Annotated in this window: 20 protein-coding genes and 1 riboswitch; of the genes, 18 read left to right on the forward strand and 2 right to left on the reverse strand. The window is 30.9% G+C overall.

The features are described 5' to 3' along the window. Window positions 1–42: 42 nt before the first annotated feature. Window positions 43–1,896, reverse strand: a complete 1,854-nt coding sequence (locus ACREV6_RS18795; protein WP_431579577.1) for a YgiQ family radical SAM protein — start codon at window positions 1,894–1,896, stop codon at window positions 43–45. A gap of 654 nt (window positions 1,897–2,550) precedes the next feature. Between ACREV6_RS18795 and ACREV6_RS18800 the strand changes: the two genes are divergently transcribed. The 4 genes from ACREV6_RS18800 (at window position 2,551) to ACREV6_RS18815 (ending at window position 6,842) form a co-directional block, all read left to right on the forward strand. Further along, a complete protein-coding gene (locus ACREV6_RS18800) occupies window positions 2,551–3,813 on the forward strand; it encodes a magnesium transporter (RefSeq protein ID WP_431579578.1) in 1,263 nt (420 codons plus the stop codon). A gap of 126 nt (window positions 3,814–3,939) precedes the next feature. Continuing rightward, a complete protein-coding gene (gene sleB, locus ACREV6_RS18805; RefSeq protein ID WP_431579619.1) occupies window positions 3,940–4,683 on the forward strand; it encodes a spore cortex-lytic enzyme in 744 nt (247 codons plus the stop codon). A gap of 271 nt (window positions 4,684–4,954) precedes the next feature. After that, on the forward strand, window positions 4,955–5,461 hold the full coding sequence (locus ACREV6_RS18810) for an RNA polymerase sigma factor (protein ID WP_431579579.1): 507 nt from the start codon (window positions 4,955–4,957) through the stop codon (window positions 5,459–5,461). Next, the gene (locus ACREV6_RS18815) at window positions 5,454–6,842 is read left to right on the forward strand and encodes a TolB family protein (protein WP_431579580.1); all 1,389 of its coding nucleotides are present in this window, start codon (window positions 5,454–5,456) and stop codon (window positions 6,840–6,842) included. Before ACREV6_RS18810 ends, ACREV6_RS18815 begins: the two co-directional genes overlap by 8 nt. A gap of 56 nt (window positions 6,843–6,898) precedes the next feature. On the opposite strand, the gene ACREV6_RS18820 is transcribed toward ACREV6_RS18815, so the two are convergent. Continuing rightward, entirely contained in the window at window positions 6,899–7,939 is a 1,041-nt protein-coding gene (locus ACREV6_RS18820; RefSeq protein WP_431579581.1) for a M42 family metallopeptidase, read from the reverse strand. Window positions 7,940–8,126: 187 nt separating this feature from the next. Between ACREV6_RS18820 and ACREV6_RS18825 the strand changes: the two genes are divergently transcribed. The 14 genes from ACREV6_RS18825 (at window position 8,127) to grdA (ending at window position 24,118) form a co-directional block, all read left to right on the forward strand. Next, window positions 8,127–9,476, forward strand: a complete 1,350-nt coding sequence (locus ACREV6_RS18825; RefSeq protein ID WP_431579582.1) for a VanW family protein — start codon at window positions 8,127–8,129, stop codon at window positions 9,474–9,476. Window positions 9,477–9,834: 358 nt separating this feature from the next. Continuing rightward, window positions 9,835–10,779: an AAA family ATPase gene (locus tag ACREV6_RS18830; protein ID WP_431579583.1), complete on the forward strand. Its 945-nt coding sequence runs from the start codon at window positions 9,835–9,837 to the stop codon at window positions 10,777–10,779. Window position 10,780: 1 nt separating this feature from the next. Then, window positions 10,781–11,965: a DUF58 domain-containing protein gene (locus ACREV6_RS18835; protein ID WP_431579584.1), complete on the forward strand. Its 1,185-nt coding sequence runs from the start codon at window positions 10,781–10,783 to the stop codon at window positions 11,963–11,965. Further along, window positions 11,962–14,325, forward strand: coding sequence for a transglutaminase-like domain-containing protein (locus ACREV6_RS18840; RefSeq protein WP_431579585.1), 2,364 nt, complete (start codon window positions 11,962–11,964; stop codon window positions 14,323–14,325). Before ACREV6_RS18835 ends, ACREV6_RS18840 begins: the two co-directional genes overlap by 4 nt. A 106-nt stretch (window positions 14,326–14,431) precedes the next feature. Continuing rightward, on the forward strand, window positions 14,432–15,259 hold the full coding sequence (locus tag ACREV6_RS18845) for a Cof-type HAD-IIB family hydrolase (protein WP_431579586.1): 828 nt from the start codon (window positions 14,432–14,434) through the stop codon (window positions 15,257–15,259). A 574-nt stretch (window positions 15,260–15,833) separates the two neighbouring features. Next, complete coding sequence (locus tag ACREV6_RS18850) at window positions 15,834–16,391, forward strand: flavodoxin family protein (protein WP_431579587.1); 558 nt, start codon at window positions 15,834–15,836, stop codon at window positions 16,389–16,391. Between the two features lie 381 nt (window positions 16,392–16,772). After that, window positions 16,773–18,338, forward strand: a complete 1,566-nt coding sequence (locus ACREV6_RS18855; protein WP_431579588.1) for a MutS-related protein — start codon at window positions 16,773–16,775, stop codon at window positions 18,336–18,338. Window positions 18,339–18,493: 155 nt separating this feature from the next. Then, window positions 18,494–18,961 carry a tRNA (cytidine(34)-2'-O)-methyltransferase gene (locus ACREV6_RS18860; protein ID WP_431579589.1) on the forward strand — a complete coding sequence of 156 codons (468 nt, stop codon included), beginning with the start codon at window positions 18,494–18,496 and terminating at the stop codon, window positions 18,959–18,961. A gap of 86 nt (window positions 18,962–19,047) precedes the next feature. Further along, window positions 19,048–19,887, forward strand: a complete 840-nt coding sequence (locus tag ACREV6_RS18865; protein WP_431579590.1) for a DegV family protein — start codon at window positions 19,048–19,050, stop codon at window positions 19,885–19,887. A 221-nt stretch (window positions 19,888–20,108) separates the two neighbouring features. Then, window positions 20,109–20,260: riboswitch (glycine riboswitch) on the forward strand. 174 nt (window positions 20,261–20,434) lie between these two features. After that, window positions 20,435–20,812 carry a GrdX family protein gene (locus ACREV6_RS18870; protein ID WP_431579591.1) on the forward strand — a complete coding sequence of 126 codons (378 nt, stop codon included), beginning with the start codon at window positions 20,435–20,437 and terminating at the stop codon, window positions 20,810–20,812. Between the two features lie 45 nt (window positions 20,813–20,857). Continuing rightward, window positions 20,858–21,784, forward strand: coding sequence for a thioredoxin-disulfide reductase (trxB, locus tag ACREV6_RS18875; protein ID WP_431579592.1), 927 nt, complete (start codon window positions 20,858–20,860; stop codon window positions 21,782–21,784). A gap of 99 nt (window positions 21,785–21,883) precedes the next feature. Further along, window positions 21,884–22,213, forward strand: a complete 330-nt coding sequence (locus ACREV6_RS18880) for a thioredoxin family protein (protein WP_124999661.1) — start codon at window positions 21,884–21,886, stop codon at window positions 22,211–22,213. Between the two features lie 76 nt (window positions 22,214–22,289). Beyond that, a complete protein-coding gene (locus ACREV6_RS18885; RefSeq protein ID WP_431579593.1) occupies window positions 22,290–23,576 on the forward strand; it encodes a glycine/sarcosine/betaine reductase component B subunit in 1,287 nt (428 codons plus the stop codon). A gap of 65 nt (window positions 23,577–23,641) precedes the next feature. After that, window positions 23,642–24,118 (forward strand): glycine/sarcosine/betaine reductase complex selenoprotein A, encoded by a 477-nt coding sequence (grdA, locus tag ACREV6_RS18890; RefSeq protein WP_431579594.1) that lies wholly within the window; start codon window positions 23,642–23,644, stop codon window positions 24,116–24,118. Window positions 24,119–24,253 lie beyond the last annotated feature (135 nt).

The following is a 24,253-nucleotide window of genomic DNA, read 5'->3' on the forward strand; positions in this document are numbered from 1 at the left end:
ATATATGGCTGGAGTGAATACCTAGTCATACATGCTTTTTTTTTATTTTTTATAATTTTTGCTTCTTGAAAATTTAGTGTTACCACTTATCTTTAAGGGTCTTGGTGGTATCAAGGATTTTTTATCAAAGCCAATTAAATCTTCTCTATGAGCTTTTACTAGAGCCTCTTTTACCAGGTTATAGTTGTCTGGATTTTTAAATTGAAGCAAAGCTCTTTGCATGTTTTTTTCCTTTTGCTCATTTGGAACATAAACCTTCTCTTTGGTGAAAGGATTAATTCCAGTGTAATATATTGTAGTAGATAAACTACCTGGTGTTGGATAAAAGTCTTGAACCTGTTCTGGAGTGTATCCCATTTCTTTTATATATTCTGATAATTTAATTGATTCCGTAAGGTCTGATCCAGGGTGGCTTGACATAAGATAGGGAACCAAAAATTGATTTTTATCTAATTTCTTATCTATTTCGAAATATTTTTTTACAAAACGATCATAGACTTCCCTTTTGGATTTGCCCATTTGATCTAGTACCTTATCGCTAATATGCTCAGGTGCTACTTTTAATTGTCCGCTAATATGATGCTGGCACAGTTCTTCAAAAAAATTAGTGTTTTTATCAAAAATCAAATAATCGTATCTTATTCCAGAACGAATAAAAACTTTCTTTATATTTGGAAGTACTCTAACCTTTCTTAATAAATCCAAATATTCAGTGTGGTCAATAATAAGGTTCTTACAAGGTGTTGGATACATGCATTGTCTATCTTTACAGACACCTACTTTTTCTTGGATTTTGCAGGCTCTATGTCTAAAATTTGCTGTTGGACCGCCAATATCGTGAATGTATCCTTTGAAATTCTTTAAGGTTGTTAAAAGCTTTGCTTCCTCTATAATGGATTTTTGGCTTCTATTTTGTATAACCCTACCTTGATGAAAGGTTAATGCGCAAAATGAACAACTACCAAAACAACCTCTATGACTTGTTATAGAAAACTCAACTTCAGTTATTGCAGGAATACCACCTTTAGCCTCATATATAGGGTGATAGGTTCTGGTGTATGGCAGATCATAAGTTATATCCATTTCATTTTGAGTTAGTGAAATTTGAGGAGGGTTTTGCACGACAAATCTATCATTATGTTTTTGTACTACAGTCTTTCCTCTTATATCATCCTGTTCCAATGACTGTAATTTGTAGCTTTCTGCATAATCCTTTTTATCTGCTGATACATCTTCAAAGGAAGGTACTTCTATAAAATCTTTAAGGCTTTCAATTTCTTTTGTAGCATACACTGTCCCTCTTATAGAAGTCATTTTATCTATAGTCATGCCATACCTAAAAAGATTAGCTATTTCAACTACAGTTTTTTCTCCCATACCATAGATTAGTAAATCTGCTTTAGCATCAATTAGTAGGCTACGCCTTACCTTATTATCCCAATAATCATAATGGGCAAATCGCCTAAGACTTGCTTCTATACCACCAATAATAATTGGAACATTTTTAAAGGCTTCTCGAGCTCTATTACAATACACAATTACAGCTCTATCGGGTCTATGGCCCATTTCTCCACCTGGAGAATAAAGATCTGTACGCCTTTTTTTCTTTGAAGTAGTATAATGATTAACCATAGAATCTATATTACCAGAATTCACAAGAAACCCGTATTTAGGCCTTCCAAGTTTTCTAAAATCATCTACATTGTCCCAATTAGGTTGGGCTATAATACCTACAGTAAAACCCTCACGTTCTAAGGTTCTTCCAATTATAGCAGTTCCAAAGGAGGGATGATCAATATATGCATCCCCTGTAATTATTATAAAATCTAATTGAGAGATATTTCTTTCTTTTAAATCAGCCATACTAATAGGTAAAAATTGTTTGTTTACTTTCATATAATCCTCCAAACAGATTAGTTTGAACTAAAGTTCGTTGAACTTAATGTTCTTTTTCTTCTGTTAACTGTATTTAAGGCACATTGTAATAAATAAGTTCATTTTTGACTTGTTATTTATTTTTATATACATAATAATATTAACATAACAAGTCAAAAATATGAACTATAATAACTTATAAATATTAAAGTGTTATTACAAAATAAAAAAACAAAAATATTATGTGAATTTTGAAGTAATAATCAGAAGTTATGATAGATAACTTACTAGGACTATTTAATAGAGTATAAAAGATAAAAGATAAAAGATAAATTCAATTGAATTTATCTTTTATAGTTGCATTTTGAAGTATTTATAATATAATTATAGTGATAGAGTATTTTTTTGTACTTAAATTAATATTTAATGAAATTTCATAAATAGTTAATATTGCAACTTCGAAGAAGATGATTTAATAATAGTATAAATTTTATAGGTGGTGAAACTAAATGGAAAATGGCCCTCGGATTAGAAGGTCAAAATTAATTCTAAAATTTAATATTAATATGCAGAGAAATTCTTGTATTAGAAATTAATATAGTTTTAATAGTGATTAAAAATCAATGGGTTATTAATTATGTTTTAATATTTCTCTGCAAAAAAGGAGGAATATTCATGGAAAAAGTTTCTGAGTTTTTTTTAAGCAAAGTACTCAATCAAAATGTGTATGATGAATTTGAGGATAATATTGGGAAGCTGTTTGATATTTATGTTACTACGCAGCAGGGATATCCAAGGGTTATAGGATATAAAATCAAAAAAGGAAGAGAAATTTTTAATTATGAGTTTAGAAATATTGATATATGTAAAGAGGATAAAGGGCTAATATTAAGAGCAAGGGGAGTTAAAGACATAATTCCAAGGAAATTCTCTTACCTTTTATCTAAACATTTATTGAACAAACAAATAGTTGATGTTAACGGAAAGAAAGTGGTTAAGGTTAATGATCTAACCATGAATAAGATTGGCGGAGAAATAAGAGTTGTAGCTGTAGAATCGGGTATTATTGCAGCTACAAGAAAATACAAATTAGATGGAATAATTAGATTTTTATATGATATATTGGGTAAAAAGCCTAGAGAGAATAGTATAACCTGGGAAAGTGTTCAATCTTTAGAGATGGTGGCAGATAGTCTAAAACTAACGGAGCCCTACGGAAAATTAACTAAGCTCCATCCAGCAGACCTTGCTGACATTTTAGAGGGGCTAGATACTGAGGCGCGAAATAAGATTTTTGAGAGTTTAGATAAAGATTTAGCCGCAGATACTTTAGAAGCACTACAACCAGAGATTCAAGCGGATATTTTAAGTACTATAAATAACTTACGGGCACAAGAGATTTTAGATGAAATGCCTAATGATGAAATTGCCGATATTTTAGATGAAATGAAGGAAGTTGACGCAGAAAAAATCCTTATGAACTTTAATAAAGAAGATGAAGAAGAAATTAGAAATCTTATGGAGTACCCAGATGAAGTTGTGGGGAGTATAATGAATAAAGACTTTATATCTTTTAATGTAAATATTACTGCAAGTGAAACTATAGAAATTTTAAGGGAACTTAAGCCAGAAGATGAAGTAATACATTATATTTATATAGTAGATGAAAATGAAAAACTGCAAGGTTTTATTTCACTTAGGAATTTAGTCCTCTCAGCTCCAGTTCAAAAATTGAAAGACATTATGGATGATAAAGTTATTAAAATAAAAGATTGTCAAGATATTGAGGATGCTATTGAAGTGGCATTGAAATATGATTTAATTTCGCTACCTGTAGTGGATTTAGACGAAAAGTTATGTGGAATAGTAATTATGAATGATATAATTGAAGAACTATTGTCTCCTAGATGGAAAAGAAAGCTCAAAAAAATTATATAAAAATACACTGCGCTTTTAGTAGCACAGTGTATTTTTTTTGGAATTTAGCACAAACTAATGTTGTTAATAAAGAGTATATATTAGGCGCATGAAAATAAATAGCATACTGACTTGATAGTTATTAAAATGCGACTCAATCTAAGGAGGAATATTTTGAAGATTAATAAACATTTACTCAAAAGATGCAGCGCTGTGGTCATGACTATTTTAATTGCATATTTTGCAAGTGAAGCTTATTTTAATATTTCTAGTATGAAAGTTATGGCACAGGTTTACAAATATGGTGCGCGTGGTGAGCAAGTTAAACAAATTCAAACTAAACTAAAACAATGGGGATATCATAATGATAGTGTTGATGGAATATATGGATATAATACATATCTTTCTGTTAAGGCGTTCCAAAGTAGCAATGGATTAAATGCAGATGGAGTGGCAGGGAAACAAACACTTGCAGCTATGGGCATAAATCCTAGTAAAGAAGCTTCCAGCGAAACAGCTTCCAGCCAAAATGTAACAAATAATAAGGATGTGGATTTAATGGCTAGACTTATAAATGGTGAGGCTAGAGGTGAACCTTATGAAGGGCAAGTGGCTGTTGGAGCAACAATTTTAAACAGAACAAGAGATGCAAGATTTCCATCTACCATAGCAGGAGTGATTTATCAACCAGGGGCATTCACAGCTATAGTAGACGGACAAATAAATGCAAAAATTGAAGAAAGCTCTATAAGGGCTGCAAGGGATGCAATAAATGGATGGGATCCCTCTGGGGGAGCAGTATTCTATTTTAATCCTGCAACAAGTACTAATAAGTGGATTTGGTCACGGACGCTTATAAAAGTAATTGGTAAACATAGATTTTGTAGTTAATTAAATATATCGAAAGTAAAATCCACACTAAATATAAAAATTTATATTTAGTGTGGATTTTACTTCTGATTTTCAAAATCAAATATTCTATTTTGGAAATAACATTAGTATTATTCAAATTATGTTATAATATTTCTATATATTTCTAAATAATTTACATAAAAACTTGTAAAATATGCAACTAAATATAAATAGCCACGTATATTAATCGATATGTTTTTTTAATAACTAGTGGTATTAAAATTAACAAATTAAATGGGGGTACTTCTTAATGCAAAGTAAGTTCGAACAGCTTTATGATATGTATTATGATTGTGTGTACAGATATATTTTTGTTTCTGTAAAAAATAAATGGAACGCGGAAGATATAATCGCTACAGTATTTACTAAAATATTTGAAAATGAAGATAAAATTACTGAGGTAGAAGCAAGCAAAAATTGGGTTTTTCGTATAGCTCATAATACTATCATAGATTTTTATAGAAAAAACAGTAAAGTAATCCCTATCGAAAGTTTTTTAGATAGAGGGGATGAAGATTTTGGATATGAAGATATTGTTATCAAAGATGAGTTTAATGGAGTGAAAAAAATAATTGATGGATTACCAGAAGAAACAAAAAAAATGCTTTATTTAAGATTTTATGGTGGTCTCAAATTTAGAGAAATTGCGGCAACAGTAAATGTAGCTGAAAATACGGTTAAGTCAACTATTTCAAGGGCTATAAAGAAAATAAAGAAAAATTATGAACATAGTTTAGGAGGTGATGTAATTGGTTAGCAATGAATTTTACGTAGAAAAATTATTGTGTAATGATGCAGCAAAGATTGTTATCGATGAGGAATTTAAATGCGATTTAAAAAACAGAATAATGCTTGGAGATAAATACAACAATATTACAGAACTGCCTAAACGTAAAAACAGCTTTAAACAAAGCAAATATTTTAAAATTGCTTCAGGCTTTGTAATTTGCGTATTTGTAAGTGGGACAATATTTAAGGTAATAGATGTTCCAAGTAAAAGTATATTTGGAAAGGGTGAAGAACAAGTTATTATCCCAATAAGTAGTGAAAAAAGCTCAACAGATGATAGTAGTAAAAAAACAAGTTTACTACAACCTAAAGATACAGTAGCAATCATCAATAATGGCAGTAAGCTACCGGTTATAGCGAAAGGTATTGATGGTAGTACTGTTGATAAGCTTTTAGAAAAGTATAGCAAAAAGAACAGTGTTGCAATTAATAGAAACCAAAAGGTTGTAAATTCTGAAGAGAGTGATGATGACATAAATGAAGGCTTAGTTAAAGAGGGTAAAAGTGCTAGTCTTTCAGTAGATGGCGGTGGACCAGTAGACATACCTAAAACGGGGAATAAGGAAGAAGTAGTTTCAAACCTGAAATTCTACGATTCAAGGTATTCGCTTGGTGAAAAGAGCTTAGTTAGTGTTAAGGATGGCGGTATATATGTGAAGGATATGCAGTCTTCAATAGAGAAAAAGTTAATAACTTATAATGAGAAAACTCAAATAGTTGAAAAGCCTAATTTTACACCGGATGATGGAATAATTTATTATGCATCAGAAAAGGTAACTTTAGCAAATGGAGATATTGGTGAAAAAAATGGAGCTATCTATTTGACGGATAAAAATGGTCAAGAGTCTAGTAAACTTGTAGATGGAAAAAACCCTATGATATCAAAAGATGGTAAAAAGTTAGTCTATGAAAGTGAAGGCAAAATATTTATTCTAGATTTAGCAACAAATGATAGAAGGTTTGTAGACAATGGGAAATATCCTGCTTTTTCTGATAATGGTAATACGATAAGTTATGTAAAGGAAGATAAAGAAACTCAAAATTATGATGCAAATACTGGTAAAAAAGATGTTTATATTAAAAAAACATTTTCTAGCTTATGGGTATTTGATTTATCAACCGAAAACACCCATAGTTTAACAAATAATGAAGTTAATATTAATGGTGATAGCATTCAATCTTGGGCAGATGCGGTAAGAAGTGGAAGTGTTACTAGTGACCTTAAAGTAACCAGTAAATATAGTTACTATGAGAGTATTTGGTCTTCTAATAATAAAGAAGTATATGTCATTAGAAAAAATAATGATGCGCAAATGTTCGAATTCATTAAGTTTAGCTTAGATAAATAAGTAATTAGAATATAAAATTGGTAGTAGAAAAAATTCTACTACCAATTTTATATTCATTATTCCTCTGAGCAATATTTAATTATTAAATCTAAAGTACATAATATAGAATCCATATGAGTTCTTTCATAACCATGTGAGGCAAAAATTCCAGCCCCAATTAAGGCTGTTTTTATGTCATGTCCGGCTATTAAAGCAGCTGAAGCATCAGAACCATAGTGTGGGTAAATATCTATTTTGTAATCAATGCTTTCTTTTTCACAGATATCTGTTAATTTTTTTCGCAAGCTTAAATCATAAGGACCTGATGAGTCTTTAGCACAAATACAAACACTATATTCTGAAGAATTTTGATCAAGACCTGGACAACCCATATCTACAGATACAAACTCTTTAGTTCTTTCTGGCATTGATGCAGAGGCTCCGTGTCCAACCTCTTCATAATTGCTAATAAATATATTGGTTGTATAGGGAAGTTGAATGTTACTTTCTACTATGTGCTTTATAGAATAAAGCAGAATTGCCACTGAAGCTTTATCATCTAAGTGTCTAGATTTTACAAATCCTTTTTCAGTAAATTGTGTTCTTGCATTAAAGCAAATAAAGTCACCAACGCTGAGACCTAGTTCTTCAACTTCTTTTTTTGAGGAAATTTTTTCATCAAGAATTACTTCCATATTTTCTGGGGTTCTTTTAAGCTCGCGGGCATCGTTTCCGCTAATATGTACTGAAGGTTTTGTGCTCTGGATAGTTCCTGTGAAGGTTTTACCATGGATAGTTTCTATGGTGCAGTTTTCACCTTCTATTGAATTCATCATGAACCCACCGATAGGATCTATTCCAAGAGAACCGCTGGAATTAATTTTATTAACCATTGCACCAAGTGTATCCACATGAGCAGAAAGTGTTCTTTGGTAATCATCGTTTTTGCCTTTTAGGGTAACGATAACAGCACCTTTATTAGTGGTGAAATGTGGCACCTTCAAAACTTGAAGCTCTTCTTTTATGTAGTCCATGATTTTTTCAGTATATCCTGAAGGACTAGGTATTGAAAGAATATTTTTTAAATAGTATTTAATTTTATCTTCATTATAGTTCATGTTATCACTCCTTAGAAATTAAATTAGTATAGGTGTAATTTTATCATAAAAAATGTTAAATTTAAACTAAAAAATTAAATTTAAACAATAAATAAACATGAAAAAAACAGGTATATAAGAATAAAAGTATATAGGAATATTAGTTTCTTTGTAGTATAATATTTACGAGTAGAGAAGGAGAATTTATATGAAAAAAAAAGCAATTATAATATTAGGAATTTTAATTTTGTTAGGCACGGTTACATTTACTAGCTATTCCTATGTTGGAGTAAAACATTGGGATTCTTTGATTTTACCTAGTATTAAAATAGAAAATGAAGATTTAACAGGTAAAACTAAGAAAGAAGCTCAAAAAATAATGATGGACAAGTATTCAAACCAAGTAGTTAAGAAAAAAATAAATATAATAACTGAGGAGAAAAAATACACCTTAGACTACTCAATGCTAGACGCAAAGTATAATATTAATGAAGCAATAGAAGAGGCATATAGCTATGGAAGAGACTTGAATATGTTCCAAAAATATAAAGCGATAAAAAATCCCGTAGAAAAGCAAATAAAGCTAACCTTCCAATATAATGATAAGATTGTTGATAAAATGCTTACGGAAATAGCTAAAAATATAAATAAAAAGGCTGTGAATGCGACTATAACTATGGTTAGTAGTGGTCAATTTAATGTTACTAATGACGCTTCTGGAAGGCAACTACAAGAGGATACATTAAAAAAAGACATCAAAAGCAAAATTAACGGTGTTCTTTCTGCAGATGTTATAAGTATAGTGGCCCCAGTAAGTAAGGTAAAGCCTAAAATTTCAGAAGCTGCCTTAAAGGGGATAAATAAAAGGATATCCACTTATACTACGAATTATGCAAGCTCCGAAGAAGGCAGAGCAACCAACATAGCACTATCCACTAAAAGTATTAATGGGACTCTATTAATGCCAGGAGAGGTGTTTAGCTTTAATGGGACGGTAGGGGAAAGAACAGCAGCAAGGGGTTATCAAAGCGCAGGTGTAATTATCGGAGATAAAATAGAGCAAGGTCTAGGTGGTGGAATATGTCAGGTTTCATCTACTTTGTATAATGCAATACTGGGTACTGAGCTTGTTTCTGTAGAAAGAATTCATCACACAATTTCTTCAGGATATATTCCAAAAGGACAGGATGCCACAGTGGATTATGGAAATCTTGATTATAAGTTTAAAAACACCTATAAGTATCCAATATATATTGAAGGTATTGTATCAAACAGAAACATTTATTTCAATGTTTATTCTAATTCTTCATTAACTAACAGAACTTATGAAATTATAAGTGAAATGTTGGAAGTTACTCAACCCAAAACAGAAATAATAAAAGATGCAACTAAGTATGAAGGCGAAAGTGAAATTGTTAAAACCGGTTATAATGGATTTAAGGTTAGAGTGTCTAGAAAAACTTATGAAAATGGTAAACTAATTGATACGAAGGTAATAAATAATGATACTTTTAACGTTATCAATGGCGTTATAAAAGTTGGTACTAAGAAAAAGTAAACAATAGCGTCGGGAAGACCTCGATAATAGATATATATAAGAAAAAACATAACGTTTAATTAACGTTATGTTTTTTCTTATATTATGCTTTAACTAAAAGTATTGCTGGAATGCTTTCACTTCGCTAAGTAATTCTAAAATTTATTTTATTCACAGCTGCTAAAAAATATAAACTCAGTCTTTGGAATACAAATTTTTGCATGATGAAAATCAATGATCATATTCTATAAATTATAGAAAAGATTCTAAGTTTAATAATTGAATTAATGGATAAATAATGAAGAACGTGATATTATATAAATAATATCATATAATACCAATTTTTTTATAAATTCAAACATGATGAGGGGGATATATTATGACAACAAGTGAAGTAGAATTAGTCCATAAGATTGCAGATAATATAGAAAAAGTTATTTTGGGCAAGAGACTTGAAATATACAATATATTAAAAGGAATATTAGCTAATGGTCATATTTTAATTGAAGATGTTCCAGGAGTAGGAAAAACTACACTTATAAAAGCTTTAGCAAAGTCACTGAGTTTGTCATATAGTAGAATTCAATTTACACCAGATCTTTTACCTTCGGATATTATTGGAGTGTCTATATATAACCAAAAAACCATGGAGTTTGAATATAAAAAAGGACCTATTTTTTCTAATATAGTCCTTGCGGATGAGATAAATCGAACATCACCTAAAACACAGTCGGCACTACTTGAGGCAATGGAAGAAAAACAAATTTCAGAAGGTGGAATTACATATAAGCTAAAAGAACCCTTTCTAGTTCTAGCTACTGAAAATCCTATAGAGTATGAAGGCACTTTTTCATTACCAGAGGCACAATTAGATAGATTTATGATTAAAGTAAGCATAGGGTACCCTCACTCAGATGCTGAAGTGGATATATTAGAGCTATATAAGGAAAACAATCCTATTGAAGAATTAGAAGCTGTTGCCACGGATGATGATATTATTTATTTACAGAAAAAAGTTAGAGAAATTCATGTGGAAAAACAGCTAAATGAATATATAGTTAAAATAGTTAATGCCACTCGGCATAATAGTTTTATAAGTCTAGGAGGAAGCATAAGAGCATCCTTAGCACTACAACGAGTTGCACAAGCAACTGCGCTTATAAATGGACGTGATTACATTATACCTGAAGATATAAGGGAAAATGTAATGATTGTCTTAAGTCATAGAATAACATTGACCTCATCAGCCAGAGCTAATAATTATAGCAGCTCGCAGGTGATTTCAGATATTTTAAAAACTATTCAAGTTCCTAAGGTGAAATAGCATGATTAGGACAAATAAAAAAATAGTATTTCTGAGTGTAGTGGCTTTCATTTTCGCTTATACATCAGGAGGTAATTTACCCTATGCAATATTTTATATATTTTTAGTTAGCATAGTTTTGGGAATAATTTATATGCGTATGGCTAAGAAAAATTTGTATGCCAAATATAAATATGGCAGTAGAATTTATAATGTTGGAGACAGCGCTGATATTACAATAATAGTAGAAAATTCAGGGTTAATACCCACGCCCTATGTTCAAGTTGAGAGTAAATTATTACGATCGTTAATAGAAGGATACCAAGGGAATGTGATTTATCTACCTGGGAATAAGGGTGAATGGATCAATAATAAAATCATTTTCACAAAAAGGGGAATTTATGATTTTGGAGATATCTCTCTTGAGGTCAATGACTTACTCTGTATCTTTAAATCAGTAACAAATATCCACAATAAACTTCAAATTAAGGTATATCCTAAGGTATATGATTTAAGCAATATAAATTCAAGTGGACGGGATAGTTATGAAAATTTTATTAATAGTAAGAGCGGAATTGATGATTTTACATTAATTAAGGATATAAGAAAGTATAATACCGGAGATAATCTTAAAAAAGTACATTGGAAATTAAGTGCAAAGCATGGGGAGTTGTATGTAAAGAATTTTGATTCAATTTATGGAATGGAATGTAATTTATTTGTGAATATGCATATTGATAATTTGGGTAGCGATTTACTTGAAATTATTGAGGAAGATATAGTAGATTTCTCAGTATCTCTGGCAAATTATATGGTTATTAGTAGAATAAAAACTAAGTTGTTTATAAATGCAAAAGATCAAAAAGACATAGAGGTGGAGTCTAAAGAAGCTTTTATAGGGTTAATGGAATACTTCTTAAAATCTAAAAGTGATGGAACTTTAGAATTTACAAGCTTTATAAAATCAAAGCTGCGACATATACCTAAAGGAAATTGGATAGGAATTGTAAGTATAAATGTTGATGATTACTTAAGAAATATGCTTATGAATTTAAAAGGGATGGGATATAGAGTAAATGTATTCTACTACAGAAATATCTTTAATAAATTTGAAAATGCAAATTCTCTTAAAAACATTGGTCTTCTTAAAAATGTGGGAATAGATTGCATTAATTTTAAGCAAACCATAGAGAAGGTGAAGCAATGAAGTGGATAAAGGAAAAACTAATATACATAGGTCTAATATATATAAACTTTTTTTTTATTTTAAGACTTCTAGAAAAAGGTATGTATATTAAGAATTTTAATTATGGATTTACAAGCTTATTAATGTTTATAGGCTTTTTAATTTATTGGTTTTATGACTATGTGCTCAGAAAAGGGATGTATAAGGTATTATTTACATTGTTTATATTTAGTATAGGTGGTGCCTTCTTTTTAAGAAAAGCTAAATTTGTTAATGCTATAGTAAATCAATACCTTTTAAAAAATATTATTATTCTAAATGACCTTATATATCAGCAGGCTACTACTTATTTTTATCAATATAAAATTATACTTATTCTAATAATTCCGTTGATTATCGCTCTGATTTTATGGGTAACTTTTAGAATTATGAAGAAATTTATATTAATAGTAACTCTTGGAGTAGTTATTGGATTATGGTTTTCAAGTAGCTATGTTGTAGTTAAAGAGCAGTTGTTTATATACATTTTTATCTCCTCATTGACATTTATTATTATGAACCACATTAAAAAAATTCAGAAGTATGAGGCTGAGGGGGTAAAGGTATCTTTAAAATTTATTCCGATTTTAATTTATGCTGTTATAGTATCATTAGCAATTTCCCAAATATCCATTATGTTACCACAGGAGTATAAAGGTCGTGATCTTACTCGTTTTGGGAATTATGTTGAGAATAAATTCGCACCGAGTGAACCAGAGACCTCTTCTGTAAATAAAGATAAATATAAATTATCTAGCTCCGGTTACAGCGGTAATGATAAAAAATTAGGTGGACCTATTGATTTGAATTATCAAGAAGTATTTAAGGTCAAAAGTGATAAGCCTTATTATTTAAAAGGTAATGTTGTGGATTTTTATGATGGGAATAGGTGGACCAAATCTAATGAAATTTATTATAAAAAAATTGACAGTAAGGATATGGAGTTTTTAAATTATGGGAAAACCTCATTTGACATGAGAAATTCACTAATTATATATCCAGGTAAAAAATTTAAAACTAATACGATATTTGTACCCAACTATACATTTAATGTAGGTGGTGTTCAGAAAACTTTGTTTTATGATAAAGCACCTTCAGTTTTAAGTGAAGGCCCAGTTACAAAACCATATAATGTATATTTTTATAAATATACTGATGCCATTGATACTATTGAAGATGTAAAAGATTATAGAAATAAAGTCTTTGAGATTAGGGATAACCCTGAAACAAGTTTTGTTTATGAAGGGCCGATGGATTATTTACTGCAGCCTAAAACTAAGAATGTTAATATACTTAACAATAAAAACACCTATATTGAAGAGAAATTTTCATTTAGAAACAGTGAAGATTTTAAAATAGCAATAAACTATGGGGAATATCTCCAGGTGCCAGAAAATATATCTAAAAGAACTTATGATTTAGTTAAGAATATCACAAAAGATTGTAATACTAGCATAGAAAAGGTGCTGGAAATTAAAAAGTATTTAACAGAAAATTATGTGTATGATTTGCAGGTTTCAGTGGTGCCTGAGGATATTGAGTTTATTGATTATTTTTTATTCAAGGAGAAAAAAGGGTACTGTACTTATTTCAATACAGCAATGACTGTGATGTGTAGAATGGCGGGAATTCCTGCAAGATACGTAGAAGGATTTAAAACGCCTGATAAAAAAGATGCTAGTGGATTGTATATTGTTTCTAATTCTGATGCTCATGCTTGGTGTGAAGTGTTGCTTGGAGTTTCAAAATATTCAAATATGTGGACAATAGCAGATGCATCCCCTACTGCCTCAGAAGAAATGCAAAGAAAATTAAAGGAGCTTGAAAAAAAGCAGAAAAATACTGTTATTAGTGATGATGTAGGTATAAATATGATTCGTAAACCCAAAAATATTATAGATGATATGGGCACTGCAGAGGGAGCTTCTGAAAGTAAGTTAGGGATATTATCAGATTCACAACTTAAGGCAATAAACATATTAACTTCAATTATATTATTTATTCTAATGCGAATTATAAAAGTGTTGATAAGGCGAAGTAAGTTACTAAAATCTAAAAAAGTTGCACCGCTATATAATTATTATAGCTATAGACTAGCCGAAATACGAATAGTTAAACCAGAGTATCAAGGCGATTTGGAGTTTGCGGATGGAATAAGGAATTTGGAGCTTAAAGAAAAAATGAAAATTTTAGTTATAGGGGCATATGAAGAGTATTATGGCAAACATTCAGTGGCGACACTGAATAATGGTGAATATTATGAGTTTTTGGAGGGATATTTAAAGGAATATGAAGGAAGGTTCCAATATTTGTTGAACAAGTACTTAGGTACATTTAAATAAATAACAGGCTAGGCTATTCTAGCCTGGCCTAGTTTATTTTCATAACTTAATATTGCAGCTTCGCAGAAGATGATTTAACAAAATACATAAGAAGGAAGGTAAAAATATGGATTACAAATTAATATGCATTGATATGGATGGTACCTTGTTAAATGATGAAAAAATTATTAGTGAAAGCAACCTTCGCGCTATAAAATTAGCAAGTGAAAAAGGTGTAAGAATTGCGGTGTGTACAGGGAGAATTTTTACTTCAGCAGACTTTTTTTCGGAGCTTTTGGGAGTTAAGTCTCCAGTAATAGCTTCAAATGGAGCTTATATTAGGGAGAAGGATAGAAATGAAGTAGTTTATAAGTCAACACTCGGAGCGGAAAAATGCAAGAAACTATTATCGGTGTTTAGACAGTACAATTTATATCCACACTATTATACTAGTAATATAGTTTTTACAGAGCAATTAATACATTCTTCATGTTTTTATCAGGAAGTTAATAAAACGCTACCTAAGGATAAGCAGGTGGAAATAGTGCTGGTAAAGGATTGGAATGAGATATTCGAGAAATACGAGAGTGAAATTTTCAAGGGTATAGCAATAGATGAGGACTTAGAAAAATTACAGAATGCAAAAAATCAGCTAAAATGCATGGAAGACTTTGAAGTAGTAAGTTCTCGTTTTAATAATTTTGAAGTGATGAATAAGGGAGTGTCAAAAGGAAATGCGGTTAAAGTTTTAGGTGATTATTATGGAATAAGTAGTCAGCAGATTATTTGTATAGGGGATAGTGGAAATGACTTATCTATGATTAAATTTGCGGGGCTTGGAGTTGCTATGGGAAATGGAAATGATGCTGTAAAAAAAGCGTCACAATACATTACTGATAGTAATAATTGTGATGGAGTAGCAAAGGTTATTGAGAAATTTGTGCTAGAGGTATAACGGGGGGCCTGAAAATTCTCCTAAGTGCCTTGCAAACAAGTTCTGGACTAGAAATTTCATTAAGAAATTCTAATATTTTGCGAATATAAAATTCTCTAGCGCTCACACTCGGCTTCCTGCCTCGGGTTCGCTAGGCTGCCGTCCTGGAAGCCTTACGAGAATTTTATATTCGCAAAATAAGAATTTCTAAATGAAATTTCAATAGTCCTTTCACTTTTTATTGCAAGTCACTTCGGAGAAATATCATATGTCTTTAGCATCCCTATAGGTGTACTTAATTTTCTAAAGAATACAAACTCGCTGACGCTCAAAGATGCATTTTTCTGTACGCATCTGCAAATAAAATAAATTGTGAATTACTAGGGCTTATTCAAATGCATTCTGCGCAATATATACTTTTGTTAGCATAATCCAAGAAAAAACACCTAATTTTCGAAATGACTATAATTTTTATGCAATTTGAGGTTGTTCCCTATAATTCTAATTGGAAAGAAGAGTATCTTAATGAATCACAAAAGATATGTAATGTAATGGAGAATGAGATAATGAATTACTGTATAAAGGGGTTTTTTTAATGAAAACGCTCATATTTAGTGGAACACCTAGAAAAAATGGTGATACTATGACTTTGGTAAATGAATTTATTAGTCACCTCGAAGGTGAGTATAAAATTATAGATGCATATGATTGTAATATCAAGCCTTGCATTGACTGCAGATACTGTTGGAAGACTGCTGGCTGTTCTCTGAACGATGAAATGCAGGATGTTTATAACTATATTGAAGAATGCGATAATATATTAATTGCATCACCACTTTACTTTTCAGAATTAACAGGGCAGTTATTGGCTATTACAAGTAGGCTACAAACATATTTTTGTGCAAGATTTTTTCGAAAGGTGAACCCCATTGAGAAAAAGAAAAAAGGTGGGGTTATAATTGTTGGTGGGGGAGATGGGGATATTGGAAAGGCTTATAATACAGCCTGCACACTCTTGAATCACATGAACTCGAGAGAAATTGCACCAGTTGTTTATAGCCATGGTACAAATAATATTCCATCTAAAGATGATATAAAGGCGATGGAAAGTTCAAGAGGTTTGGCGTTGTTTTTTAATGATAAGTTAGTTTGAAATCTTCTTAAATGATGAATATGTTATCTGAAATGCTTTTACTTAAGGAAAAGAAAGTTGTACAGGTAGATATGCTTGGATATTAGATAACATACAATTGCTTAATAAATCCATAGAAGTAAAGGGACATCTAGGATTATGGAATTATAATTAGATAAAAATTCAAAGTAATAGTTTAAGAGGCTAAATAGTAACATTAAGTCCCATTATTAATTAAATAAGGGGACAATTTTTTATGATTAAACGCCATAATATGGTACAATTGTAATATCAAGCGTGAAGATATGTTGCAGTAGCTAACTAAGTGTTCGAGTTCGCTATGTATGAAAACATTGAAGTGAAGCCCAATAGTATATATAGGGTACAAAGGAGTATTTATTTATGAATAAAATGGTTTTGAGGTCAATAAGAAACGAGTACAATGAAGACATGGATAAGAAAAGAGATTTTGAAAAGATTAAAAATTTTTTTAAGGTCAGTAAAAAAAATGACTACACTTTAGATGATCAGACCTGGGACGATTTAGATATGAATAAGGTGTATGAAAAATTGGATAGGGCCTATAGCAGCCCTGGAGAAGCAGCGCTATACTCAATGCTTAGAAATCCTTTAAGGTCGGAAGAGAAGTTAAAAGAAAGAGGAGGATTAATTCAGTCATTTAAAGAAAATAGTAAATTAAGGGAAAGTCTTCAGAGCATTTTCTTCAACTTAAATAGTGATTTTAAAAATTCTTTTTTAGAAATGATAGAGAATGATCTTATTATAGATAAAGCTAAATATTATATATATACTTTTCTAGGTAAAATAGTGCCATTAATAATGATTCTTCTTTCAATATTTGTAAATACGAAATATATGATAGCGCTACTTGGAATAAGCTCTATTAATATGATTATAAACACTATTGAAGTAAAGGCTATTAAGTCTAATGGAATATTCTATTTAAGAAAAAATATTGTTGCAGCTAAAAAAATCGCAAGGATAAATAATAGTGATATTATTTGTTATAAGTCTAAGATAACAGAAATACTTAAATCTATAAAGGATATAGACAGAGGCACAAGATTAATAGGTTTTGTAAATATGTGGGGAGGATTATTTGAATCTATTTCCGTGATTTTTCTTTTAGAAGAAACTGCTTATTATTCTATTTCTGATAAAATAAAAGAAGAAAAACAAACACTAATGGATCTTTACTATATAGTTGGAGAATTAGAAGCACTAATTTCTATTTCAGGTTATATACATAATTTAAAACAGCAGTTTGTAAAACCTGTGTTTATAAAGGATGTTAATTTAAATATAGTAGAAGGAGTACATCCGCTTATAGATAATGCGGTTGCTAACTCAATTAACATAGAAAGTGGAGGTATTGTACTTACGGGCACAAATATGGCTGGTAAATCTACTTTTTTAAGAATGCTAGGAGTAAATATGATTTTAGCTCAAAGTTTTTATTTCGTTTTAGCCAAAGAGTACCATGCTCCTTTTTTTAACATAGTTTCATCAATTAGCCCCAATGACGATTTGGCAAAGGGGAAAAGTTTCTTTATGGCAGAAGTAGAATCAATTCTTCGAATAATTAAAGCACTAGAAAAAGATGTGCCTGTATTCTGCCCTATAGATGAAATATTTAGGGGCACAAACCCCATAGAGAGAATTTCTATGTCAGCAGAAATATTAAATTATATAAATCATGGAAAAAGTATTTCCATTGTGGCTACTCATGATAGAGAACTGGTAGACATTTTAAAAGAAAATTATGAGTTTTACTACTTTAGTGAAAAGGTTGATAAAAGCAAGGGATTAAGTTTTGATTATAAAATAAAAAAAGGAATATCTCAAACAAGAAATGCCATTAAGCTTTTAGAGTACATGCGTTATCCAAAAGATATAACAGATAAGGCATATAAAAGAGCTGAAATCATAGAAAAGCTGAGATCATAAGAAAAGCTATTATAGTTTCAGAATAGGTAAAGGATATTATCCCCCTGCATCTTTACTATTATCTGTATTTAGGGTAACATGAATATATATATTACATTAGAACAAAATAATTTAAAATAGTTTGAACTGCTTAAAAGGGCAAGAAGGAGTAATTTATGAATTTAAATATAGTTTTATTTCAACCGGAAATCCCACAGAATACAGGTAATATTGGAAGAACTTGCGTGCTTACTAATTGCAAACTTCATCTCATAAAACCCTTAGGATTTAGTTTAGAAGAGAAACAACTTAAAAGAGCCGGCTTAGATTACTGGCCTTTTCTAGACCTTGAGATACATGATTCCTATGAAGCGCTTAGAGAAAAATATAAAGAGTCAACCTTTTACTATTCTACAACAAAGGCTTCAAAATTTTATTCACAAGTAGAATATAAAAAAGGCGATTTTATAATATTTGGACGTGAATCCTCAGGACTTCCGGATTATGTTCGAGATAGTGACCCTGAAAGATGTATAAGAATCCCCATGATAAATACCACAACTAGGTCTCTTAATCTTTCTAATACTGTTGCTATTGCAACATATGAAGCTCTTAGACAAATTGGATTTCCAGAGATGAAATAAGAAATCCCAAAAATAAACTAGGATAGAATAGACTAGTTATTTTTTGAAAGGCTATATCCCCCCAGAGGTAAGTAAGGAGGAGTAAAATGGCAAAGATTAAAATAATAACAGATAGCACCTGTGATTTAAACAAAGCCCTTATTGATAAGTATAATATAGAAGTTTTACCGCTACTGGTAAACATAGAAAATAAAACTTATACGGATGGCGTCGACATTACATTGCAAGAATATTTACATGAAATGAATAATTCTGAAGAGTTTCCTACCACAACGCAGGTAAATCCACACAGATTTCAGGAATGCTATAAAAAATATTTAGATGAGGGATATAAAATAGTTTCTATTCATCTATCTTCAAAAATGAGCGGAACTTATCAATCCGCTTGTATGGCTAAAAGCATGCTGGAAACAGAAGACATTATTACAATTGATAGTTATAATGTTACCTCAGGTCTTGGACTTTTAGTTTTAAAAGCCTGTAAATTAAAAGACGATGGATACGGTATTTTTGAAATTGAAGAAAAAGTTAAGGAAGCTATACCTCATATAAAAAGTGCACTTGCTTTTGACTCCTTGGATAATTTAGTTAAAGGCGGTAGGTTGTCTAAAACTGTTGGAGCTTTAGGAGGATTACTGGGGATAAAACTAATTTTATCTGTAAGAGATGGTGAAATGGTGGTAATAGATAAGGCTCGTGGACGTAAAAAAGCTATAAAAACTATTTTAAAAAATTTAGACAAAACAGGGATTAAACAGGGAGAAACAAGCATATTATTACAAGCCAGTGATAAAAACATTCTAGAGAGTTTAAGAGAACATATGAGTCTGCGAGAAATGGACTTTGTAGAATGTGAGGTTGGGTGCGTTGTAGGAACCCATGCTGGTGAAGGTGCTTGTGGTGTTTTTTATATTGAGGAGTATTAAGGTCGATTAAATGCAATTATAATATGATTTAATTTTCTTTTTCATAAGGATATTTAATATGCTTCGGACATGATAAAAAAATAACAAACTATTTGATATATAAATCACAGCTATAGATAATTAAAATAGGTAATATTCTAAACATTGTGGATATAGTAAAAAAAATAGTGTATAATGTAAATAAATGATAGATTAATAAATAAAATTTAATATTGAAATGGATGATATTTTAGGGAGATAATCTTAAATTATCCCAGGGTAAATCTTAATAACTGTAAAAAGAAAGATTTAACCCATTTAAGATAGCCGAAGGAGTAAGTATTGCAGCCTATGCAACATGAATCTCTCAGGCAAAAGGTACCGAAAATGGACATACCTCTGGAAAGCGAATAGCACCGACGGAGTAAACCTCTCAGGTTAAAAGACAGAGTATAAGGGCACAAGGGGCTTTTATATCTGTCTTTTTTGTTGTGCTAAAATGTGTTTAGGTAGGTGGGATAATAATTAATACTTGTTTTGACCTAGAGAACTGTAAGGAGGGGATTAATTGATAGAACCATTAATTATTATAACAAATAATCCAATGTCAAAGAAGCAATTTGGGAGTAAATATAAGGTAGTGTTTGTTGAAGGAACTATGATGGATATTTTGAAAAAAGTTAGGGATAATATTCATGTAGGTCATAAATTATTAACACACCCGCTAATGAGCAGTGTAAAGCCAAATGAAACGCCTTATAGAACTATTTGCATATCAAAAGAGAAATTAAACAAAGTTGACTTGCAATCGTTATCTATAATCGAAGAGAGCATCATGACCACAGAGAAATTCTTAAAAGATTTTAAAACGCCTCAGTGGAATGAAAAGATATTGCTGGATTTTCAACTTATAGATTCTGATTTAATAGATCATGCAATAAATTAGAAATATTAAGAAATAGAGTTATTAAAAAATTAGGAGGCGCAAGCTATGGAACATATTTATGATACTATAATTATTGGTGGAGGTCCTGCGGGATTATCTGCTGGACTTTATGCATCAAGATCAAGAATGGATACTTTAATAATAGAAAGAGCAAAGTTTGGTGGACAAGCGACTACAACAGATGAATTAGATAATTACCCAGGTTCCATTGAAGAATGCACAGGAACATCATTAAGTAAAAGAATGAAACAGCAAGCAGAAGAATTTGGAACACAATTTGTTAAAGAAGAAGTGGTTGAAGTTCAACTTGAAGGAGATATTAAGGTAATTAAATGTAAGAAAGAAACTTATAAAGCTAAAACAATTATAATTGCTACAGGAGCATACCCAAGACTTGGTGGATTTAAAAATGAAATTGAACTAAGAGGAAAAGGTGTTTCTTATTGTGCAACTTGCGATGCTGACTTTTTTACAGATTTAGATATTGCAGTGCTAGGAGGCGGAGATTCAGCTTTATCTGAAGCTATATACTTAGCTAAATTTGGTGAAAGCGTTACAGTAATACACAGAAGAGATGAACTTCGTGGTGCTAAGTCACTTCAAGAAAAAGCTTTTAAAAACCCAAAAATTAAGTTTATTTGGGATACAGTAGTACAGGAAGCTAAGGGAGAAGAAATTTTAGAAGGTTTAGTTTTAAAAAATGTTAAAACTGGAGAACTCAGTGACTTAAAAGTAGATGGATGTTTTGTATTTGTAGGATATCTTCCAATTTCAGAATTGTTTAAAGGTATGATTAATATGACGGAGCGAGGCGACGTTATTACTGATGAAGAAATGAGAACTAATATACCAGGAGTATATGCAGCAGGAGATATAAGAGAAAAGTTATTGAGACAAGTAATTACAGCTGCAGCAGATGGCGCAATAGCAGCTACTCATGCTGAACATTACATTGAAGATAAATTTAATTAGCTTATATAAAGGGTATTATCCTTTTAAATAAAAGGCGTAATTCTTTTTAATATATATATATGAAACAATTACAATTAAAATTTTAGGAGGTCATTAGTAATGGTAGAATTAAACAAAGAAAATTTTGAAGCAGAAGTATTACAATCTGAAAAACCAGTATTTGTAGATTTTTGGGGAGATAAATGTGAAATCTGTATAGAACTTATGCCAGGAGTTCATGCCCTAGAAGAAAAATTTTCAGATAAAATTAAATTTGCTTCTTTAAACATTGGCGGAGCGAGAAGAACAGCTATAGCTCAAAGAGTTTTAGGACTTCCAACAATGATTTTATATAAGGGTGGAGAAAAAGTAGCTACAATAACACCTGATAAAATTTCTTCATTAGATGATGTAGAAAACTTTATAAAAGATTATTATAATACATTATAATTTGGTACTAAAGCTTATAGTAAAAAAGCTATAAGCTATTAGATATATATACTTAATATCATAGGAGGTGAATGTTTTGCGTCTAGAAATTGGAAACATATTTATTAAAGATGTTCAATTTGGGGCAGAAACAAAGGTTCAGGGTGGAATTCTTTATGTGAATAAAGAAGAATTATTAAAAGAGGTATCTGGAGATGAAAGACTGGAAACGATTAATTTCGATATAGCAAGACCAGGTGAAGAAGTTAGAATAATACCTGTAAAAGACGTAATAGAACCAAGAGTTAAAGTTAGCGGTGGTGGTGGAATATTCCCAGGATTTATAAACAAAGTTGATACAGTAGGTTCAGGAAGAACTCACGTTCTTAAAGGAGCAGCTGTTATAACAACTGGTAAAATAGTTGGATTCCAAGAAGGAATAGTTGATATGTGCGGAGAAGGAGCTAAATATACACCTTTCTCAAAAACAAACAACTTAGTAATTACTTGTGAACCAAAAGAGGGAATACTGCAACATGATCATGAAGAAGCTGTAAGAATGGTAGGATTTAAAGCTGCTGTTTATCTTGGAGAAGCTGGAAAAAATATTGAACCAGATGAAGTGAAAACATTTGAAACATTACCACTACTCCAACAAATTAAATTATATCCTGAACTACCAAAAGTAGTATATGTATACATGCTTCAAACACAAGGTTTATTACATGATACTTATGTTTATGGAGTAGATGCTAAAAAGATAATACCTACTTTTATTTATCCAACAGAAATATTTGATGGAGCAATAGTAAGTGGTAACTGTGTTTCGGCTTGTGATAAAAACCCAAGTTATGTGCATATGAATCATCCAATAATAGAAGATTTATATGAGAGACATGGTAAGGATATTAACTTTATGGGCTGTATAATAACAAATGAAAATGTTTACTTAGCAGATAAAGAAAGATCATCAAATATGGTTGCAAAATTAGTTGAATTCATAGGAGCAGATGCTGCTATAATTTCAGAAGAAGGTTTTGGTAATCCAGATGCTGACCTTGTTATGAACTGTAATAAGATAACTGCAAAAGGAGTTAAAACTGTACTTTTAACTGATGAATATGCTGGCCAAGATGGAAGTTCTCAATCTCTCGCTGACTCAACACCTCATGGTGATGCAGTTGTAACTGGTGGAAATGCTAATGAAGTAATAACGCTTCCTCCAATGAAAAAAATTATTGGACATTTGGACGCTGCTAATATAATAGCTGGTGGACACATGGGAAGTTTAGGAGAAGATGGTTCTATCTTTGCTGAAATCCAAGTTATAACTGGTGCAACTAGTGAAGTAGGATTTAATAATTTAACAGCTAAAGCTTACTAATATTATTAATTATATATAGAATTGGATTATAGTTACTAGAAAATAAATATAAACAAGAGAGGAAGATGAAAATGTTAAAAGGGAAAAAAGTTATAGCTATTGGCGATAGAGACGGAATACCAGGACCTGCAATAGAAGCTTGTGTTAAATCCGCTGGAGCTGAAGTAGTATTTGCATCAACAGAATGCTTTGTCTGAACAGCCGCAGGAGCTATGGATCTGGAGATCCAACAAAGAGTAAAAGACCTTACTGAAAAGTTTGGCGCTGAAAATATGGTAGTAATTATTGGAGGAGCAGAAGCTGAAGCCTCAGGACTTTCAGCAGAAACAGTAGCAGCAGGAGACCCAACATTTGCAGGCCCTCTAGCTGGAATTGCACTAGGACTTGCAGTATATCACATAGTTGAACCAGAAATTAAAGATCAATGTGAAGAAGCAGTTTATGAAGAGCAATGTGGAATGATGGAAATGGTTTTAGACGTAGATGAAATAATCGGAGAAGTAAAACCAATTAGAGAAGAATTCTCTAAATATACTGTTTAAAATTATAAGGTTAAATTAGATTATATGCTTTAGTATAAATATACTTTAGTATAAATGCACCAGTATAAATACCATAAAATTGTCAATTGTAAATTAACTTAAATTAATATAGTTAAAAGAAAATTGTCAATTCCC

It is taken from the genome of Clostridium sp., from assembly GCF_050717515.1.
Classification (GTDB): domain Bacteria; phylum Bacillota; class Clostridia; order Clostridiales; family Clostridiaceae; genus Clostridium_AD.

Coding starts and splice junctions, on each gene's coding strand:
- ACREV6_RS18865 (WP_431579590.1), top strand. CDS start 19,048: ATGGCAAAGATTAAAATAATAACAGATAGCACCTGTGATTTAAACAAA.
- ACREV6_RS18800 (WP_431579578.1), top strand. CDS start 2,551: ATGGAAAAAGTTTCTGAGTTTTTTTTAAGCAAAGTACTCAATCAAAAT.
- ACREV6_RS18810 (WP_431579579.1), top strand. CDS start 4,955: ATGCAAAGTAAGTTCGAACAGCTTTATGATATGTATTATGATTGTGTG.
- ACREV6_RS18845 (WP_431579586.1), top strand. CDS start 14,432: ATGGATTACAAATTAATATGCATTGATATGGATGGTACCTTGTTAAAT.
- ACREV6_RS18855 (WP_431579588.1), top strand. CDS start 16,773: ATGAATAAAATGGTTTTGAGGTCAATAAGAAACGAGTACAATGAAGAC.
- ACREV6_RS18860 (WP_431579589.1), top strand. CDS start 18,494: ATGAATTTAAATATAGTTTTATTTCAACCGGAAATCCCACAGAATACA.
- sleB (WP_431579619.1), top strand. CDS start 3,940: ATGCGACTCAATCTAAGGAGGAATATTTTGAAGATTAATAAACATTTA.
- ACREV6_RS18835 (WP_431579584.1), top strand. CDS start 10,781: ATGATTAGGACAAATAAAAAAATAGTATTTCTGAGTGTAGTGGCTTTC.
- ACREV6_RS18850 (WP_431579587.1), top strand. CDS start 15,834: ATGAAAACGCTCATATTTAGTGGAACACCTAGAAAAAATGGTGATACT.
- ACREV6_RS18840 (WP_431579585.1), top strand. CDS start 11,962: ATGAAGTGGATAAAGGAAAAACTAATATACATAGGTCTAATATATATA.
- ACREV6_RS18825 (WP_431579582.1), top strand. CDS start 8,127: ATGAAAAAAAAAGCAATTATAATATTAGGAATTTTAATTTTGTTAGGC.
- ACREV6_RS18830 (WP_431579583.1), top strand. CDS start 9,835: ATGACAACAAGTGAAGTAGAATTAGTCCATAAGATTGCAGATAATATA.
- ACREV6_RS18820 (WP_431579581.1), bottom strand. CDS start 7,939: ATGAACTATAATGAAGATAAAATTAAATACTATTTAAAAAATATTCTT.
- ACREV6_RS18880 (WP_124999661.1), top strand. CDS start 21,884: ATGGTAGAATTAAACAAAGAAAATTTTGAAGCAGAAGTATTACAATCT.
- trxB (WP_431579592.1), top strand. CDS start 20,858: ATGGAACATATTTATGATACTATAATTATTGGTGGAGGTCCTGCGGGA.
- ACREV6_RS18795 (WP_431579577.1), bottom strand. CDS start 1,896: ATGAAAGTAAACAAACAATTTTTACCTATTAGTATGGCTGATTTAAAA.